General features: G+C 60.2%; 15 protein-coding genes. 12 read left to right on the top strand and 3 right to left on the bottom strand.

Translation table 11 applies throughout. The features are described 5' to 3' along the window. The first annotated feature begins 21 nt into the window (after nt 1–21). From ligA to M516_RS25305, 5 genes are all read left to right on the top strand, one after another. Complete coding sequence (ligA, locus tag M516_RS0120555; protein WP_029100789.1) at nt 22–2,037, top strand: NAD-dependent DNA ligase LigA; 2,016 nt, start codon at nt 22–24, stop codon at nt 2,035–2,037. 48 nt (nt 2,038–2,085) lie between these two features. Further along, nucleotides 2,086–2,967 (top strand): WD40/YVTN/BNR-like repeat-containing protein, encoded by an 882-nt coding sequence (locus tag M516_RS0120550; protein WP_029100788.1) that lies wholly within the window; start codon nt 2,086–2,088, stop codon nt 2,965–2,967. A gap of 58 nt (nt 2,968–3,025) precedes the next feature. Beyond that, complete coding sequence (locus M516_RS0120545; protein ID WP_035290407.1) at nt 3,026–4,096, top strand: CamS family sex pheromone protein; 1,071 nt, start codon at nt 3,026–3,028, stop codon at nt 4,094–4,096. Between the two features lie 309 nt (nt 4,097–4,405). Continuing rightward, complete coding sequence (pruA, locus tag M516_RS0120540) at nt 4,406–5,953, top strand: L-glutamate gamma-semialdehyde dehydrogenase (RefSeq protein ID WP_029100786.1); 1,548 nt, start codon at nt 4,406–4,408, stop codon at nt 5,951–5,953. A 176-nt stretch (nt 5,954–6,129) separates the two neighbouring features. Continuing rightward, on the top strand, nt 6,130–6,270 hold the full coding sequence (locus M516_RS25305; RefSeq protein WP_193747005.1) for a hypothetical protein: 141 nt from the start codon (nt 6,130–6,132) through the stop codon (nt 6,268–6,270). Here M516_RS25305 and M516_RS0120530 read toward each other — a convergent pair. Further along, the gene (locus M516_RS0120530) at nt 6,249–7,160 is read right to left on the bottom strand and encodes a diguanylate cyclase domain-containing protein (RefSeq protein WP_029100785.1); all 912 of its coding nucleotides are present in this window, start codon (nt 7,158–7,160) and stop codon (nt 6,249–6,251) included. The genes M516_RS25305 and M516_RS0120530 overlap by 22 nt on opposite strands. Nucleotides 7,161–7,324: 164 nt before the next feature. On the opposite strand from M516_RS0120530, the gene asd reads away from it, so the two are divergent. Next, nucleotides 7,325–8,173, top strand: a complete 849-nt coding sequence (asd, locus tag M516_RS0120525) for an archaetidylserine decarboxylase (RefSeq protein WP_029100784.1) — start codon at nt 7,325–7,327, stop codon at nt 8,171–8,173. Between the two features lie 136 nt (nt 8,174–8,309). Here the strand turns inward: asd and M516_RS24500 are convergent, their stop codons facing one another. Continuing rightward, nucleotides 8,310–9,944, bottom strand: a complete 1,635-nt coding sequence (locus M516_RS24500; protein WP_051188320.1) for an S-layer homology domain-containing protein — start codon at nt 9,942–9,944, stop codon at nt 8,310–8,312. A gap of 216 nt (nt 9,945–10,160) precedes the next feature. On the opposite strand from M516_RS24500, the gene gatC reads away from it, so the two are divergent. From gatC to gatB, 3 genes are read left to right on the top strand one after another with little or no spacing between them, the layout of a single operon-like run. Beyond that, nucleotides 10,161–10,451: an Asp-tRNA(Asn)/Glu-tRNA(Gln) amidotransferase subunit GatC gene (gatC, locus tag M516_RS0120515; RefSeq protein WP_029100783.1), complete on the top strand. Its 291-nt coding sequence runs from the start codon at nt 10,161–10,163 to the stop codon at nt 10,449–10,451. Between the two features lie 33 nt (nt 10,452–10,484). Further along, on the top strand, nt 10,485–11,957 hold the full coding sequence (gene gatA / locus M516_RS0120510) for an Asp-tRNA(Asn)/Glu-tRNA(Gln) amidotransferase subunit GatA (protein WP_029100782.1): 1,473 nt from the start codon (nt 10,485–10,487) through the stop codon (nt 11,955–11,957). A gap of 5 nt (nt 11,958–11,962) precedes the next feature. Then, nucleotides 11,963–13,396, top strand: coding sequence for an Asp-tRNA(Asn)/Glu-tRNA(Gln) amidotransferase subunit GatB (gatB, locus tag M516_RS0120505; protein WP_029100781.1), 1,434 nt, complete (start codon nt 11,963–11,965; stop codon nt 13,394–13,396). A gap of 107 nt (nt 13,397–13,503) precedes the next feature. Here gatB and M516_RS0120500 read toward each other — a convergent pair whose 3' ends face one another. Next, entirely contained in the window at nt 13,504–15,249 is a 1,746-nt protein-coding gene (locus M516_RS0120500; protein ID WP_420796331.1) for an RNA polymerase sigma factor, read from the bottom strand. Nucleotides 15,250–15,447: 198 nt separating this feature from the next. On the opposite strand from M516_RS0120500, the gene M516_RS0120495 reads away from it, so the two are divergent. The 3 genes from M516_RS0120495 (at nt 15,448) to M516_RS0120485 (ending at nt 17,858) form a co-directional block, all read left to right on the top strand. Beyond that, nucleotides 15,448–15,804, top strand: coding sequence for a hypothetical protein (locus tag M516_RS0120495; protein ID WP_238551017.1), 357 nt, complete (start codon nt 15,448–15,450; stop codon nt 15,802–15,804). 144 nt (nt 15,805–15,948) lie between these two features. Next, nucleotides 15,949–16,677, top strand: a complete 729-nt coding sequence (locus M516_RS0120490; RefSeq protein ID WP_029100778.1) for an ABC transporter ATP-binding protein — start codon at nt 15,949–15,951, stop codon at nt 16,675–16,677. Further along, nucleotides 16,677–17,858, top strand: coding sequence for an ABC transporter permease (locus tag M516_RS0120485; protein ID WP_029100777.1), 1,182 nt, complete (start codon nt 16,677–16,679; stop codon nt 17,856–17,858). The genes M516_RS0120490 and M516_RS0120485 overlap by 1 nt, the downstream gene beginning before the upstream one ends. Nucleotides 17,859–17,893: the final 35 nt, after the last annotated feature.

The following is a 17,893-nucleotide window of genomic DNA, read 5'->3' as shown; positions in this document are numbered from 1 at the left end:
GTATAGCAAAGGATGAATGAGATGGACCGATTGACGGCAGAAGCACGAATTCGCGAACTGCGGGAACAAATCGAGCGGCACAACCGTCTGTATCATGTAGAAGACCGACCGGAAATCACGGACCAGGAATACGACATGCTGATGCGGGAACTGCGCGATCTGGAAGACCTGTTCCCGGACATGGTGACGCCTGATTCGCCGACACAGCGGATCGGGGGCGAGCCGCTGCCCTTTTTTGAAAAAGTGGTGCACAAGACGCCCATGCTCAGCCTGAGCAACGCGTTTGACGACGAGGACCTGCGCGATTTTGACCGGCGCGTGCGGCAGACGGTGGGCAGCCAGACCGTCCACTACGTCTGTGAGCTGAAAATCGACGGGCTGGCCGTCTCCCTGCACTACGAAAACGGCGTATTCGTCAAGGGGGCGACCCGCGGCGACGGCACCATCGGGGAGGACATCACGCAGAATCTCCGGACGATCCGGTCCATCCCGCTGCGCTTGACCCGGCCGCTGACGCTGGAGGTGCGGGGCGAGGCGTACATGCCGCGCAGCGCGTTTGAAAAGCTGAACCGGGAGCGGGAAGAGCGGGGCGAAGCGCTGTTTGCCAATCCACGCAACTCGGCGGCCGGCTCGCTGCGCCAGCTCGATCCGAAAATCGCCGCGTCCCGCCAACTGGACACGTTTATCTACGGCATCGGCGAGCTGCAGGGCGAGAGCGTGGAATCGCACAGCGAAGGGCTCAACCTGCTGGAGTCGCTGGGCTTCAAGGTAAACCCGGAGCGGCGGGTGTTTGACAACATCGAGGACGTGATCGACTTCGTCCACGGCTGGACGGAAAAGCGGCGGAACCTGCCGTACGACATCGACGGCATGGTGATCAAGGTGGACAGCTACGCCCAGCAGCAGGAACTGGGCTTTACCGCCAAAAGCCCGCGCTGGGCGATCGCCTACAAATTCCCGGCGGAAGAGGCGGTCACGATTCTGGAAGGCATCGAGGTGTCCGTCGGCCGCACGGGGGCGGTCACCCCGACCGCCCTGCTGAAGCCGGTCAGCCTGGCGGGAACGACGGTCAAGCGCGCTTCCCTGCACAACGAGGACATCATCCGGGAAAAGGGGCTGTTGATCGGCGACCACGTGGTGGTCAAGAAGGCGGGGGACATCATCCCCGAGATCGTGGCCGTCCTGCCCGAGCGGCGAACCGGCGGGGAAGTGCCGTTTTCCATGCCGACGCACTGTCCGGAATGCGGCAGCGAACTGGTCCGCCTGGACGAGGAAGTGGCCCTGCGCTGCATCAATCCCATGTGTCCGGCGCAGATTCGCGAGGGCATCATCCACTTTGTTTCCCGGCAGGCGATGAACATCGAGGGGCTCGGAGAAAAAGTGGTGGCGCAGTTGTTTAACGCCGGCATCATTCACAGCGTCGCCGACCTTTACTATCTGCACCAGCAGCGGGACGTGCTGCTCGGCATGGAGCGGATGGGCGAAAAGTCGGTCGACAACCTGCTGGCGGCGATCGAAGCCAGCAAGGAAAACTCGCTGGAGCGGCTCCTGTTCGGCCTCGGCATCCGCCTCGTCGGAGCCAAGGCGGCACGCGTCCTGGCCGAACACTTCGGCGACATGGACGCCATCATGCGCGCCAGCGAGGAAGAGCTGACGCAGATCAACGAGATCGGACCGAAAATGGCCGCCAGCCTCGTCAACTACTTCCGGCAGCCGCAGGCGGAAGCGGTGATCGAACGGCTGAAGGCGGCAGGCGTCAACATGACCTACAAGGGCGTGCGGGCGGAGAGCGGAGCGGACCTGCCGCTGGCCGGCAAGACGATCGTCCTCACCGGCACGCTGTCCAGCATGACCCGCCAGGAAGCGGAGGAAGCGATCGCGCGCCTGGGCGGCAAAGTGACGGGCAGTGTCAGCAAAAAGACCGACTTGGTCATCGCCGGCGAAAAGGCGGGCTCCAAACTGGAAAAAGCGGAAAAATTGGGTGTGGCCGTCATGGACGAGGCCGGCTTTTTGCAGCTGCTGGAAGGGAACAAGTAGCCGTACGGCGATCACCTGCGGATGAGAATGGGAAAGGGTGTGGTAAGCATGAAACGCTTGCTGCGTGCGGGAATGGTCATAACGGTGCTGGCGCTTCTGGCAGGCTGCAGCGAGAGCGGGCGGAGCAAGCCGGTGACGCCTGCGGTGACAGCGGCCGCCATACCGGGTGACTTGACCTACCAGGACGTTCTGCAAAAAGGGGAAGTGGTGCACAACCTGACGATGACAGCGGATGCCCGGCATGTCTGGGTGGGCACCCACTCCGGTCTGTACAGCTCGACCGGCGAAGGCTTGTGGGGGCTTGTCTTCCCGCAGTTGGAGCAGGAAGACGTGGCGGGCTGGTTTGTCGATCCGCAGGACCCCCGGCAGATCTTCACGGCCGGAAGCGACGGGGTCATGCACTCCCAAGACGGGGGGAAAACGTGGACCCGGACGGGGGAAGGGCTCCCCAAGCCGGCCAACATCGGCAGCTTTGTCGGCATCCGTGAGGGCGACCAGATCCGGTTGTTCGCCTTTGTCACCGGCGAGGGCATTTACCAGTCGGCTGACGCGGGAGGCCGGTGGAAGCTGTGGCTGCCGCTGGACCAGGAAGTGTACGCGATGGATTACAATCCGCTGGAAGACCGCCTGTACGTGGCCGCACAGTACAACCTGCTCTATCACGAGAACGGGCAGTGGCACACGGAAACGGTGCCGGACGCGCAGCAGGTCTACTGTCTGGCCGTCGACCGGCAGACGGGAGTATTGGCGGTAGCCACCGAGCGGGGCATCATGGAAAAAGCGGACGGGGAATGGCGGCCGCTTGCGGCCAAGGCCCCGGAAAAGCTGATCGTGGTCGCGCCCGGAGCGGGCCCGTACAGGTGGGTGGGCATCGGTGAATCCGCCTTTGTGTACGCGCTCGCCGACGACAAGTGGACGAAGTGGAACTGATCATCCAGGCTAGAAACAAGGGCGTTTCGCCCTTTTGCAGATAAAGGGAGTACTGGTTATGAGAATGGAAAAACAATCCAAGTTCTATACGTTGGCGCTGACGGCAGTCCTGTCGGTTGTCACCGCGGGCTGCTCGCTCTGGCCCGGGGGCAACCAGGAAAACACCCTGCCGGCCAATCCCACCCTCTCTCCGGTGGTGGAGGTGTCGGAGGATTACTACGGGAGCATTCAGCCCTACAAGCCAAACCAGACGCGCGGCATGCTGGCGGAAACCCGCTACCGGATCGATTTCAGCCATCTGGAGCTGGGGATGCTGGAGATTGCCCGGGATACGTTTCCCACGGACGAGTATCTGTTTCAGGAAGGGCAGCAGATTAAACCGGACCAGGTCCGGGAATGGATCGCTCAGAACATGACCAAGGCTCCGAACGGACAGAAGAAGACGGGAATGCTCGTCCACGTGCTGGAGCACGACTATCTGGAGAGGCAAAAACAGCAGTTGTCCGGCATGGTGCTCGGCATCTCCCTGTCGCCGGTCTACCTGGACGCGACGGGTCAGGAGAAGACCTACACCACGGATGAACTGCGCGCCAAAGGGCAGCAGTTGGCCGCCCGCATCGTGCAGGCGGTCCGCGTAGACACGCCGCACGTCCCGATCGTGATCGCGCTCTACCAGGTGCCGGACAAAAACTCGTCGCTGGTACCGGGCCGGTTTATCATGTCCGGCACGGTCAACGCCAACGAATCGGCCGTGTCCAAATGGCAGAAGATCGACGAGGAGTTTTACCTGTTCCCGAGCGACGACGCGGAGAAAGCGTATCCGCAGCAGGCGCTGCAGTACGACAAGCTGATGCGGCAGACCCAGGCCTCGTTTTCGGAGTACATCGGCATGACCGGACTGGGCCGTTTCATGGGGGGGAAACTGACGGAACTGACGATCACCGCCACCGCCGAGTTCGACTCGCGAACGGAAGTGCTGCAGTTCACACAGTTTGCCGCTGCGGGAATCGATCAGTTGATTGACAAAGGCGTACACGTCAATCTGTACGTGCAGACGATCAACCAGCCGTTGGCCATCTACATCCGGCCGACCAGCGGCGAGCCGTACATGCACATTTACCGAAAATAACGATCATCTGCCGTGGGAAAACCGTACCGTTTGCGTACGGTTTTCGTTTGGCCGATGTCCGCCATGCTTCTTCTCCGGTAAGCAGCGGGGTGGCCGCGGTAAAAGAAAATCGGATGGATCGGACACACATGTGTGTATTTATGTGCAAACATTGAACACTTTTGTTCAATCATGTTGAAGCATATGCCGTGTTGATTTTCGGCAAAAATGCAAACACTATAGCGGTGGAGCAGGTCGTACAAGATTGGTATGATCCTTGCATATAATTTGGGGTGACAGTTTGGAGAACACGATAAGGAGGCGTCACAGATGCAAGTGGAATTCAAAAACGAACCGTTTACCAATTTTAGCTTGCCGGAGAACAAGCAGGCGTTTGAAGCAGCGCTTGCCAAAGTGGAAAGCGAGCTGGGCCGCGAGTACGATCTGATCATCGGCGGCGAGCGCATCAAGACGGAAAAGAAATCCCGCTCCATCAACCCTTCCAATAAAGAACAAGTGATCGGGATCGTTTCCCAGGCCGATCAGGCGCTGGCGGAAAAAGCGATTCAGGTTGCCGCCCAAACCTTTGAGAGCTGGAAAGCCGTTCCAGCGGAAGCGCGTTCCCGCTACCTCTACAAAGCGGCTGCCATTCTGCGCCGCCGCAAGCACGAATTTTCCGCGTGGCTGGTCAAGGAAGCGGGCAAGAGCTGGGCGGAAGCCGACGCCGACACGGCGGAAGCGATCGACTTCATGGAATACTACGGCCGCCAAATGGACAAACTGGCTCAGCGCCAACCGCTGACCCGCATTCCGGACGAAGACAACGAGCTGTACTACATCCCGCTGGGCGTCGGCATCGTAATCCCGCCGTGGAACTTCCCGCTGGCGATCATGGTGGGCATGACCACGGCTGCGATCGTAGCGGGCAACACGGTTGTGCTGAAGCCGGCATCCACCACGCCGGTCATCGCCGCGAAGTTCATGGAAATCCTGGAAGACGCGGGCGTTCCGGCCGGTGTCGTCAACTTCGTGCCCGGTTCCGGCAGCGAAATCGGCGACTTCCTCGTAGAGCATCCGCTGACCCGCTTCATCAGCTTTACCGGTTCCCGCGACGTGGGCCTGCGCATCAATGAGCTGGCAGCCAAACACCGTCCGGGCCAAAAATGGATGAAGCGCCTCATTGCCGAGATGGGCGGCAAAGACTCCATCATCGTGGACAACGACTGCGATCTGGAGCTGGCGGCCCAGGCCATCGTGACCTCCGCGTTCGGCTTCTCCGGCCAAAAATGTTCCGCATGCTCCCGGGCGATCGTTCACCAGGACGTGTACGACCAGGTGCTGAACCGCGTCGTGGAGCTGACGAAACAGCTCACCGTCGGCGACGTCCGCAATCCGGAATTCTACACCGGCCCGGTCGTTGACGAAAAAGCGTACAACAAGATTCTCGAGTACATCGAAATCGGGAAACAGGAAGGCAAGCTGATGGTCGGCGGCGAAAAAGGACCGGACAGCGGCTACTTCATCATGCCGACCGTATTTGCCGACGTTGATCCGCAGGCGCGCATCATGCAGGAAGAAATCTTCGGTCCTGTGGTGGCCTTCACCAAGGCGCGCGACTTTGACCACGCGCTGGAAATCGCCAACAACACCGAGTACGGCCTGACCGGTTCCGTGATCAGCCGCAATCGCGCTCACCTGGAAAAAGCGCGCACCGAATTCCACGTGGGCAACCTGTACTTCAACCGCAAGTGCACGGGCGCCCTGGTCGGCGTGCATCCGTTCGGCGGCTTCAACATGTCCGGCACGGACTCCAAAGCGGGCGGTCCGGACTACCTGCTGCTGTTTACGCAGGCCAAACTGGTTTCCGAAAAACTGTAAACCGCGAAACGACGAAGGCTGCCCCCATGCGGGGCAGCCTTTTTGCTGCGCCGGCCGCTCTTTTTGCCCGCACAAGGGAAAAGCAAGCCGAAAAACGGGCGGGTGAGTGGCGCTGGTGACCATTTATTTTGCAGGGGTGCCAAAATTGTTGGCGGTTCTCGCCGCTGCAGGGGGCGATGAAGAGGCGGCGCTGCGTTCACCACCGGCTGATGTCCCGGGGCTTGTCCGTGAAGCAGATTGTGGTGGTGCTGTACCTGGTCAGCCTGGCGGGTTCGACGTTGTCCCTTCTTCGCGTTTACTCCCTGGTCGGGGAGTAAAAGCGGTAGCCGTTTCGCCCGCCGCTCTTGGCCTTGTACAGAGCCTGGTCCGCGTGGCGCAGCAGTTGATCGGCGTCGGTGCCGTCGTGGGGAAAGAAGGCGATGCCGATGCTGGTGGTGATGGAAAACCGCTGCTTGGCTATCAACCACGGCTGCTGGAGCACGTCCAGGATGCGGGCTGCCACTTTGGCCGCCTCCGTGTCCGATTCCAGGGATGTCAGCAGGATCACGAATTCGTCGCCGCCGAGACGGGCGACCGTGTCCACATCCCGTACGCACGATGCCAGGCGTTTGGCCAGCACCTGCAAAAACTGGTCGCCGACGTCGTGGCCCCAGGTGTCGTTGATCTCCTTGAAATTGTCACAGTCGAGAAACAGGACGGCCAGGAGCTGATCCGAACGCTTTGCCTTGGCGATCGCCTGCTGCATCCGATCCAGCAGCAAGCGTCGGTTGGGAAGGCCGGTGAGCATATCGTGGTACGCCATGTGCTCGAGCTGCGATTCCAGCTTTTTGCGTTCGGTGATGTCCCGCGTCACGGCAAACACGTGGGTGCATGCGCCTTCGCTGTTGCAGATCGGGGTGAGGATGGTTTCACCGACGAACTCGCCGTAGGTGGTGAAATGGGTCGGCTTTCCGATCGCCACCGCCTGCCGGTACATGCTGTTGAGGACGGCCGCCTTTTCTTCCGGATTGGCCTCTTCGATCAGCTTGCCGTACGCCGCTTCCGTCAGGCGGGCCGCCTGCATGGCGGCCGGGTTCATCAGCACGTAGCGAAAGCGCGGTCCCTCTTCGACTGCCATGAGGAACACCATGTCGGACATATGTTCAAAAAAACGGGTCAGAACGCTGCCGTATTGATTGATCAGCACCTCAATGTCTCGTTGTCCCATTCCCCGGTCTCTCTCCTGTAGGTAAGCTTGTACCGCCATTATAGTATAGCAATCAGCCCCCTCAAAATGATGAGGCCATGGTCGGAGTCCGGGGTTTACGGCCCGCGTCAAGAAATGGTACAGTAGGGTTATGACCTTTGAACGGAATATTGAGGAGTTGTCGTATGCGCAAGAAGCTGCTTCCCGGCTTGATACACCGCCTGCCGCAGAATGCGATGTCGCGGACGATGGGAAAAATCACCGCGTCCCGCTTCAGCCGGCTGGCGATTCGCCATTACATCCGCCATTACAAGATAGACCCGTCCATCGTGGAAAAGCCGGTTAATGAATACCGCACGCTGAAGGAATTTTTTACGCGCCGCCTGAAACCGGGCGCCCGGCCGATTGCTCCGGGAGCGGATGTCGTCGTCAGCCCCGTCGACGGAACGGTATCGCAAATGGGGGACATCCGGGAGGGGACGCTGATTCAGGCCAAAGGCAAGCTGTACGGCCTTGCCGAACTGTTGGGCGATGCTCCGGAAATGGCGGAACGCTTCTACGGCGGCAAGTTCATCACGATTTACCTGAGCCCGCGCGACTATCACCGCATCCACATGCCCGTGGAAGGCAGACTGGTCCGCTACACGTACGTGCCGGGTCGCCTGTATCCGGTCAACCAACTGGGCATTGAACACGTGGACAGGCTGTTCGCCCGCAACGAGCGCCTCGTCACCTACATGGAGACGGAACAGATGGGCTGCGTCGCGCTGGTCAAGGTGGGCGCCCTGTTTGTCGGCAGCGTGAAAGTGGTGTACAACACCGCCACGACCAACGTCAAACACGGGCGGCAGACGAGCGGACCGATCCTGGGAGAGCCCTGCCTGGCCAAAGGAGACGAGCTGGGCTGGTTTGAGTTTGGATCCACAGTCATTTTGCTGTTCGAATCGAAAGAGCTGCAGTGGGCGCCCGAGGTGCGGCCAGGGGCCTCGCTTCTGATGGGACAGCGCTTGGCGACCAACCCCCATGAAGAGTGACTTCGGAACGGTAGGCCCTGTACAGAGATTCCCCGTGCGCTCAAGGAAGGAACCGTGATTGGCGGATTGGCGAACGTTCATGAAAAAAGGCGGCCTTGCAGGATGCAAGGCCGCCTTTTTGGCATGTAGCTTGCGATTATTCGATTGGCAGGGCGCCGAACATGGAATTGAACAGCACGGTCGCCACTTCTGCGCGGCTCGCGTTTTTATGGGGGGCAAACCGGTTGTCGGGGCTTCCTTTGACCAATCCGTTGGCGGTAGCCGTTTTGACGTACGGAATCGCCCAGTTCGGGATTTCCCGGGTGTCGGCGTAGGTCAGTTTGTATCCGTTTTCCATCGGCATCTGCAGACCGCGTACCAGAATGGTAACCATTTCAGCGCGGGAAATCTTTTGATTCGGACGGATGGTGCCGTCGTTGTACCCTTTGATCAATCCCGTTTCGACCGCAGTCTGCCAGGATTCCTTGGCCCAGGCGGGAACCTGATTCTTGTCTTTGGCGGTCAGGCTCTTGGCGGAAGGCTCCAGCCCCAGCGCCTTTACGGCCATCGTGACGAATTCGGAACGGGTAATGGGGTTGTTGGGCTTGAACTCGTTTTGCCCGTAACCGTTCACGATGCCCATTTCTTTCAGAAGCGAAATCTCCTGGAACGCCCAGTGGGTGTCTGGCACGTCAACAAACGGCGGTTCCTGCGGTGCGAGCGTCATGGCCACGAACTGGCCAATCAGACTGTTCTCCCCGAATTCTTCCACCAGGTCAGGGTGCTTTTCCAACTCTTCCAGCATGATGATCTGGTCCGCTGGAGGGAGTGGATACGTTACCTCTTTGTTGATGTTCCACATCTGGTCTTTCACATTCAGCTTGAAGAAGACGGAAGGGGCGCCGGAATTGTCGGAGAGGCCGCTTTCGGCGAGCACGCTGCCTGGCACGTTCACGGTCAGGCCAACCTGATCCTGAACGAACTCCTTCTCAGCGTTGATCCAGGCGTCACACACGATGGTTACGTCCCATCCTTCCGCTTTCAACTGTTTGACATCCAGTGACTTCAGCTCTTTTGCCATCTCGGCCAGGCCGTCTTTCACGCTGCCGTCATTCGCCTCATTACCCGGCATCGGGACCGGCGGAACGGATTCCAGCGCCTCAAAGAATTCGGGCTGCTTGCTCGCGTATTCGAGGGCAAACGCGAGGAAGTCAACCGCTTCCTGGAAGTCAACCGAGATGCGGACGTGAGTCGTTTCGTGGCTGCTTCCGTCAGCAAGTTCAACCGTTTCCTTGCCTACTGTCTTTACGTCTTTCAAAGAAAATTCCGTTTGCGCAAGAAAAGCTTCGAACACCTTTTTGAGAGCCTCGCCCGACTCCAAGGCTGTCTCTGCGGGTATCTCGTTGGTCACGCCGAGAAACTTGTTGTCGGAGGTGGATTTGAAGTACGCCTTGCTGCCTTCCGCGTAGATGTCGAAAGCGGGGGCATTTTTGCCCGGCCACAGGCCGGCGTTCAACAGCGGGCTCGGATCCTGCAGGGAGAACGTCGCATGGCCGCTTTCCGGACTTTTTTGCTGCACGTGGATGTTGACGCCGCTTTTCAACGCAGCAAGCAGCGCCTTGATCGATTCGTCTTCTACGGGCAGGTTGGTGTCAAGCGTCAGTGTGCTTTTGGACTCGAATGACTTGGTGTCCAATCCCTTTTTGACCGCCTCCGTATACAGAGGAGCATTCGGGGTGCACGCTGTCAGCAGCAGGAGGAAACTGATCGCAAGAAAAAGTAGTCGTTTCATAAGCCTCTCCCTCTCAAAATGATACTCTTGATGACGAAATCATTGTACATAAGCAAAACATAATAAAATAGCGGAAATAAATGGATGTATGTTCCATTTTTTGCGGAGAATGCCGAAATATTTGTGTTTTTGTCACCGCTGATGACGCGAAAATTGACTGATGCCGTTCTTTTCAAGTAAGATCAAAGTTATGTGATAGTTTCGGAGGTGGAATGGATGAGCGCCATTACCCGCAAGGAAGTGGAGCATGTAGCCAACCTCGCCCGCTTGAAGCTGACCGAGGAGGAAGCGGAGCGATACACGAAAGACCTGAACGCCATTTTGGAGTTTGCCGCCAAGCTGAACGAGTTGGACACGTCCAGCGTTGAGCCGACCAGCCACGCGACCGACGTGAAGAATGTCATGCGTGAGGATGTGAACCGTCCGTCCCTCTCGCGCGAAGATGCGCTGAAAAACGCGCCCGACCACGAAGACGGCCAGTTCAAGGTACCGGCTGTATTTGAATAACCGCAGACATACAGGAGAAGGGAGGACACCATCATGTCGCTGTTTGACAAGCGATTGTCGGAAATACATAGCGCTCTGCGCAAAAAAGAGCTGTCCGTCACCGACCTGGTGCAGGCGTCCATCGCCAGCGTCAAGGAGCACGACGAAGACATCCGTTCCGTTCTGTACGTGGACGAAGAAGGGGCCCTGGCTCAGGCCAAAGCATTGGACGAGCGCCTGGCCACGGGAGGAGAGGAGCTGGGCCTGCTCTACGGCCTGCCTGCCGGTTTGAAGGACAACATCGTCACCAAAGGCGTACGCACCACCTGCGCCAGCAAGTTCCTGTCCAACTACGACCCGATTTACGACGCCACCGTTACGAAAAAGCTGAAGGAAGCGGACGCGGTGATTGTCGCCAAGCTGAACATGGACGAGTTCGCCATGGGCGGCTCCAACGAAAACTCCGGCTTTTACCCGGTGAAAAACCCGTGGAATACCGAGTATGTGCCGGGCGGTTCCAGCGGCGGTTCGGCTGCTGCCATGGCATCCCGCCACTTCTTTTTCACGCTCGGCTCTGACACCGGCGGCTCCATCCGCCAACCGGCCGCTTTCTGCGGTGTCGTCGGACTGAAACCGACGTATGGCCGCGTCTCCCGCTTCGGGCTGGTGGCGTTTGCGTCGTCGCTGGACCAGATCGGACCGATTACGAAAAACGTGGAAGACGCCGCCTACGTGCTGCAGGCGATTGCCGGCCACGACGAGTACGACTCCACGTCGGCCAGCGTCGAGGTGCCTGACTACCTCTCCGCGCTGACCGGCGAGGTGAAAGGGCTGCGCATCGGCGTGCCCAAGGAGCTGATCGGCGAGGGGATCGACCCCGAGGTGCGCGAAGCAGTGCTGGCTGCGCTGAAGCAGTTGGAGAGCATGGGCGCTACCTGGAGCGAAGTCTCCATGCCGCACACCGAATACGCCGTGCCGGCCTACTACCTGCTCGCGTCCTCGGAGGCGTCGTCCAACCTGGCCCGCTTCGACGGGGTGCGTTACGGCGTGCGCGCCGAAAACGCCGCCAACCTGATTGAGCTCTACAAGGAGTCGCGCAGCCAGGGCTTCGGACCGGAAGTGAAGCGGCGCATCATGCTGGGGACCTACGCGCTTTCGTCGGGCTACTACGACGCCTACTACAAAAAAGCGCAGCAGGTTCGCACCCTGATTATCCAGGACTTCACCAACGTGTTTGCCGATTTTGACGTGATTTTGCACCCGACCACGCCGACCACGGCCTTCAAGATCGGGGAAAACATCGACGATCCGGTCAAAATGTACCTGGAAGACATCTGCACCGTGCCGGTCAACCTGGCGGGGCTGCCGGCCATCAGCGTGCCGTGCGGATTTGCCCAAAACGGCCTGCCAATCGGCATGCAGATCGTCGGCAAGGCGTTTGACGAATCCACCGTGCTGCGCGTGGCCCACGCTTACGAACAGGCGGCCGGCCATCACCTGCGCAAGCCGGAACGGGTGAGGGGGTAAGAGTCATGAGCCAGTTTGAAACCGTCATCGGCCTGGAGGTACACGCCGAGCTTTCCACCAACAGCAAAATCTTCTGCGGCTGCCCGACCGAGTTCGGCGCGCCGCCGAATACCCATACCTGTCCGATCTGCCTGGGCCATCCCGGCGTCCTGCCCGTCACCAACAAGCAGGCCGTGGAGTTCGCGATGAAGGCGGCGCTCGCGCTCAACTGCGAAATTTCCCGCGAAACCAAGTTTGACCGGAAAAACTACTTCTACCCGGACCTGCCCAAGGCGTATCAGATCTCCCAGTTTGACCAGCCGATCGGCAAGAACGGCTGGATCGAGATCGAAGTCAACGGGGAGAAAAAGCGGATCGGCATCACCCGCCTGCACCTGGAAGAGGACGCGGGCAAGCTGACGCACAGCGACTTCGGTGACACGCTGGTCGACTTCAACCGCGTCGGCGTGCCGCTGGTGGAGATCGTCTCCGAACCGGACATCCGCTCGCCCGAAGAGGCGAAGGCGTATCTGGAAAAGCTGAAGGCGATCCTGCAGTACACCGGGGTGTCGGACGTGCGCATGGAGCAGGGCTCGCTGCGCTGTGACGCCAACGTCTCCATCCGTCCGGTGGGCCAAAAGGAATTCGGCACCAAGACGGAGCTGAAAAACATGAACTCGTTCCGCAACGTGCAGGCGGCGCTGGAGTACGAGGTGGAGCGGCAGAAGCAGGTCGTTCTCTCCGGCGGCACGATCGTACAGGAAACTCGCCGCTGGGACGAAGCCAACCGGAAGACCGTCTCCATGCGCTCCAAGGAAGAGGCTCACGACTACCGCTACTTCCCGGACCCCGACCTGGTGCGGATGCAGATTTCCGAAGAGTGGATCGAAGCGGTGCGGGCTACCATTCCGGAGCTGCCCGACGCCCGCCAGGCCCGCTACGTGAACGAATACGGCCTGCCGCAAAGCGACGCCGCCGTCATCACGATGTCCAAGGAAACGGCCGACTTCTTTGACGAAACCGTCAAGACGGGCGCTGACCCGAAAGCGGCCGCCAACTGGCTGATGGTGGAGCTGCTGGGCTATCTGAACGCCAACAACCTGACGCTGGCTGACGTGAAAATCACGCCGCACGGACTGGGCGAGATGATCAAGCTGATCGAAAACGGCACGATTTCCTCCAAGATCGCCAAAACCGTCTTCAAGGAAATGGTGGAGACCGGCAAGGAGCCGAAACAGATCGTCGAGGAAAAAGGGCTGGTGCAGATCAGCGACGAAGGCGCCCTGCGCCAGATCGTCCAGGACGTGGTCAACGCCAACCCGCAGGCGGTTGCCGACTACAAGGCCGGCAACGAGAAGGCCGTCGCCTTCTTCGTCGGCCAGGTGATGAAGCAGACCCGCGGCAAAGCCAACCCGCCGATGGTCAACAAGCTCTTGCTGGAAGTGCTGCAAAACGCGTAAGATACAGACGGACAAAACAGGGACACGCTTTCCCAAACGGGGAGCGTGTCCCTTTCTTTACGCGGGAAGAGCCGATCCCGGACGGAGAGCGGCTCCTGTTGCGGCAATCAGCGCGCGATGTGTCTGCGCATCGTTTCCAGCAGCGACACGGCCTGCTGTTCCAAGGAGCGGAGCCGGTCGATCTGCCGGATGGCGTGCTCCCTTTGCTCGGGATGGTTCGGATCGCCGCCGGACGGGAACGGAAACAACCGGGCCAGCACGGCGTACTCCTCGGCGATTTGTCCGTAGAGGGCGGACGCTTCCCGGCAGGCGGGACGAACGGCGTCAAAGACGGCATCCGTCCACGTGTCGGCCACTTCCTGCCAGAACAGCGCGGCGTGCCGGCGGGCGTCCTGGGCGACGGCGATCGTGTAGGCGTTGCCGTTCGGCTCGACCCCTCCCCTTTGGAAGGCGTCCCGCCAGGCGTCGTAGGCGGCCAAGCCGTGGGCGCAGAGCGGACCGCCCGGTTCCTCGCCGCGATAGTGGGCGAGCGCGGTGTCGAGAGCGCCCTGCAGCATGGTGCGCCGATCGGTTTCCACCGGCTCGTCGAGGACCAGGACAAACAGTTCTTCCAACAGCCCCCGCCCGAGGGCGTCGTACGGGATGTTCTGGTCGTGGCCGCAGTTGTCCCCTGCCCGCAGTTCTCGGGCGTCGTCGTCGTACCCGTAGATCAGGCCGAACTCGGGGATGAACAAATCCCAGGAGAGCGCGGGATAGCCCTTGTCGATGGACCGGTGAATCAGCTCCAGCGCTTCCGGCAGCAGTTCCGGGAGCTGCCGCTTCAGCCGGGCTTCGGGGGTCAGCAGGTCCGGGCTGACCAGATTGGCGTTGGGGCCGGGGATGACCGCCGTCATCCGGCTCACCACGCGCGTGCGGAAACCGATGTTGCGCAGCCCTTGCTGCAGCACCTCTTCAAAGCGGAACATGGTCGGCCCGGCGATGTGCACGTTCTCGGGCACGACGTTGAGGCGAAAGGCGTGGCCGGTCAAGCCCATCACCATCGGCAGGGAGCATGGGCGCTCCGTGAATTCCAGCAGGCCGCAGATGGCCATGGCGCAGCTCGACCAGGTGCGCAGGGAGAGCGCCTCCGGTTTGTTCAGCATCACTCGTTTCATCCGTCCCTCATCCTTTCGGTTGCGTACGTAGTGGTCAACGGCGACGCGAATCTTTTCCTGAACCAGCTTTTTGCGGGAACGGGACAGGATCTGGTACACGTTGGCCGGGGACATCTGAAACAGACGGGCGATCTCCTGCGGGGAGAGATGATGAAAGAAATGGGACTCGACGATGCGCCGCTCCCGCGGATTCAAACAGCGCAGCATGCCCGCAATCGTCTCCAGCAGCTCACGGCGGACGAGCGCCTCTTCCGGATTGGCCGCCTCCCCGGCCGGATCGCTCCATCGCCGCCCCAGGCGGTAGAGGATGCTGTCCAGGTCGTCCCAGTCGGTTTCACCGTCCGCGTCCGGCGGGTTCCAGACGGAGAAGACCTGTTCCTTGGCCCGCTTGGACGCATGCAGCCGGGTGTACGCCTGGTTGCGGACGATCCGGTGCAGCCAGGGCAAAAAACGGCGGCTGTCGACGAGTGTGCCCAGATGGAGAAAGGCGCGGATCAGCGCATCCTGGACGATATCCTCCGCCAAAAACGGCTCCTGCGTAAACGACCGGGCGTAGCCGAACACCTGGGCCCGATGGCGCCGAACCAGCTCGCCAAACGCCTCCCGGTCGCCGGTACGCGCCCGTTCCACCAGGACGCTGTCGTCCTGTTCCGCTTCTTCGTCCCCAAACGTTTCCCGTACAAACACATCCTGTTCCACTGCAAACACCTCGCTCGCACGTTGACCTGATTCATAGACTTCGGATGAGGGGAATTTCTGACAGCCCATGCCTTTTTTGCGAAAGGCTCTGATGTGATGATACAAGAGTTTGCCGTCAGGGCAGGAAGTCCTTGTTTGAATTGTAAGAATGTGCCCGCTCCCCTATAATGAAAGGGACAATGTGTGGAGGAGGATGGCATGGAAATGAACATCGTGTCCGTCACGGGAGAAAGCGTGCCGCCGAGCAAAGGCGGGTCGCCTGCCGATACATTTGAACGTTCCATCGCGACCTGTGAGGTGAACGGTGAACAGAAAACGGTCACCGTCACCTACGTCCGCTACTTTGAAAAGGTGCTGGCCGAGCGGGGCATCTACGATCAGGACGCGGAGGGCGTTCCGGTAAACCGGCTGGTGGCCGTGCTCTTTTTGGAAAAGCACCCGGATGTGCGGGAGAGCCGCCACTACATCAACGACACGGACGCGTTTCTGTCGCTGTTTGCCGGTTTTTCGCTGGAAGACTTCAAACGGAAACATGTCGGATTATCCCTTGCGTAACAGGCAAGGGTTTTCTTTTTTTGTCCGTTTGTCGTTTTTTCTCAGGGGACATCGGTCGGGCGATTTCATATATAATGGATGGTAAGCCAAAAATTCGAATTCACTCGCATGATGTCGCGATTGGACCGGAAAGGGGAGCAGTCAGTGATCGAAGTCAATCAGGTCAGCAAACGATTTGGCAACATCGCGGCGGTGCGGAACGTGACGTTTTCTGTCTCCTCCGGCGAGGTGTACGGGCTGCTCGGCGAAAACGGCGCGGGCAAGACGACGACGATGCGCATGATGGCGACCATCCTGCAGCCAACCGAGGGGGATATTCGAATCGGGGGATTCTCCGTCCGCACCCAGCCGGTGGAGGTGCGGCGGCGTATCGGCATTCTGTTCGGGGGAGACGTCGGCCTGTACAACCGGCTGACGGCGCGGGAAAACATCGCTTATTTCGGCAGGCTGTACGGTCTGACGGGGGCGCGGTTGGACCAACGCATCGACCAGTTGAGCCGGATGCTTCACATGGAGGCGTTTATCGATCGGCGGGTAGGCGGGTTTTCCCGGGGGATGAAGCAAAAGGTGGCGATCGCCCGCACGCTGGTGCACGATCCCGACGTGATTCTGCTGGACGAACCGACGACCGGACTGGACGTGACGGCGGCCAACATGTTTCGGCGCATGGTGGCGATGCTGCGGGAAGAGGGGAAGACCATCCTGTTCTCCAGCCACAACATGGGGGAAATTGAAAAGCTGTGCAGCCGCATCGCGATCATTCACAAGGGAAGCCTCCGCTATGCGGGCACGGTGGCGGCGCTTCGGGAGCGCTGCGGCATGAACGATCTGGACGACATCTTCATGGCGATGGTCGAGGAGGGCGGACGTTGATGGACAGACAGGTCGTGTGGACGATTTTCGGCAAGGAGATGCTCGATCTGCTGCGCGACCGCAAGACCTTGATCGGCACGTTTCTCATTCCGCTTGTCGTGATTCCGTTTGTCTTCTTTTTGCTCAGCATGTCGTACAGCAACGTGGAAAAGGAAGCGCGCGCCTACGTGCCGATCGCCGTCACGGGCACGTCGAAACTGGTGGATCATCTCCGCTCCCAGCCGGGCGTCCGCATCCTGTCGCCGGACAGACCGGCGGAGGCGCTGCAGGCGGGAGAACTGCGGGCGATTGTAACCATCCCCGACCATTTCGACCAGGCTCTGCGGAGCGGGGGGAGCGCCCGTCTGCATGTCGCCTACGACAACACCAACCAAAAGTCGGTGTACGCGAAAAGCGTGATCGACAGCGCGGTGCAGCAGTACAGCTCCGACATCGTCAGCATGCGGCTCAGACAGGCGGGCTTGTCCGCCGAGGCGATCAAGCCGATCGAGACGACGTACGAAAACGCGGCGTCCGACGAACGGCAGACCGGCGGCATGCTGGCGGGGATCATTCCCCTGATGGTGGTGCTGTCGCTTGCTTCCGGCGGGGTGGCCGCCGCCACCGATCTGGTTGCCGGCGAAAAAGAGCGGGGCACGCTGGAGTCGCTGTTGACCACCCCGATCGCCGCCAACCAGATCCTGACGGCCAAGCTGCTGGCGGTCATGGTGATGAGCTGCATCAGCGCTACCGCCTCGCTGCTGTCCCTCTCGTTCGTGTTTCGGCTGGGACCCCTGAAGGTGGACGGCACCGTCCTTTCCTTCGGCTTTTTGTCCCCGGCGTCACTCGCCGTGCTGGCGGCGACCATTGTGCTGCTGGCCGCCTTGTTCGCCGGGCTGGAGCTGACGCTCAGCACCGTCGCCAAATCGTTTAAAGAGGGGCAGACCTACATGACCGGCGTCGTCATTCTGGCGATGATTCCGTCCTACATGCTGATGCCGATCCACCCCGTCGACATCCCCGCGCTGTACTACGTTCTGCCGGTTTTCAACGGGGTGGCCTTGTGCAAGGAGGCGTTTTACGGTGCGGTCGATCCGCTGCACACCTTGGTCGGACTGGGGACGTCGCTTCTCTACGTGTCCGTCGTCATCGCCGCGACGGCCCGGCTGTTCCGCCGGGAAGGAGCGGTCGTGAGGTGGTGACGCCGGGGCAGCCGATGCCGGCGATGATCCACTTG

The sequence above is a fragment of the Brevibacillus thermoruber 423 genome, assembly GCF_000454065.1.
Classification (GTDB): domain Bacteria; phylum Bacillota; class Bacilli; order Brevibacillales; family Brevibacillaceae; genus Brevibacillus; species Brevibacillus thermoruber.
This window is presented reverse-complemented; position numbering and strand designations above follow the sequence as displayed.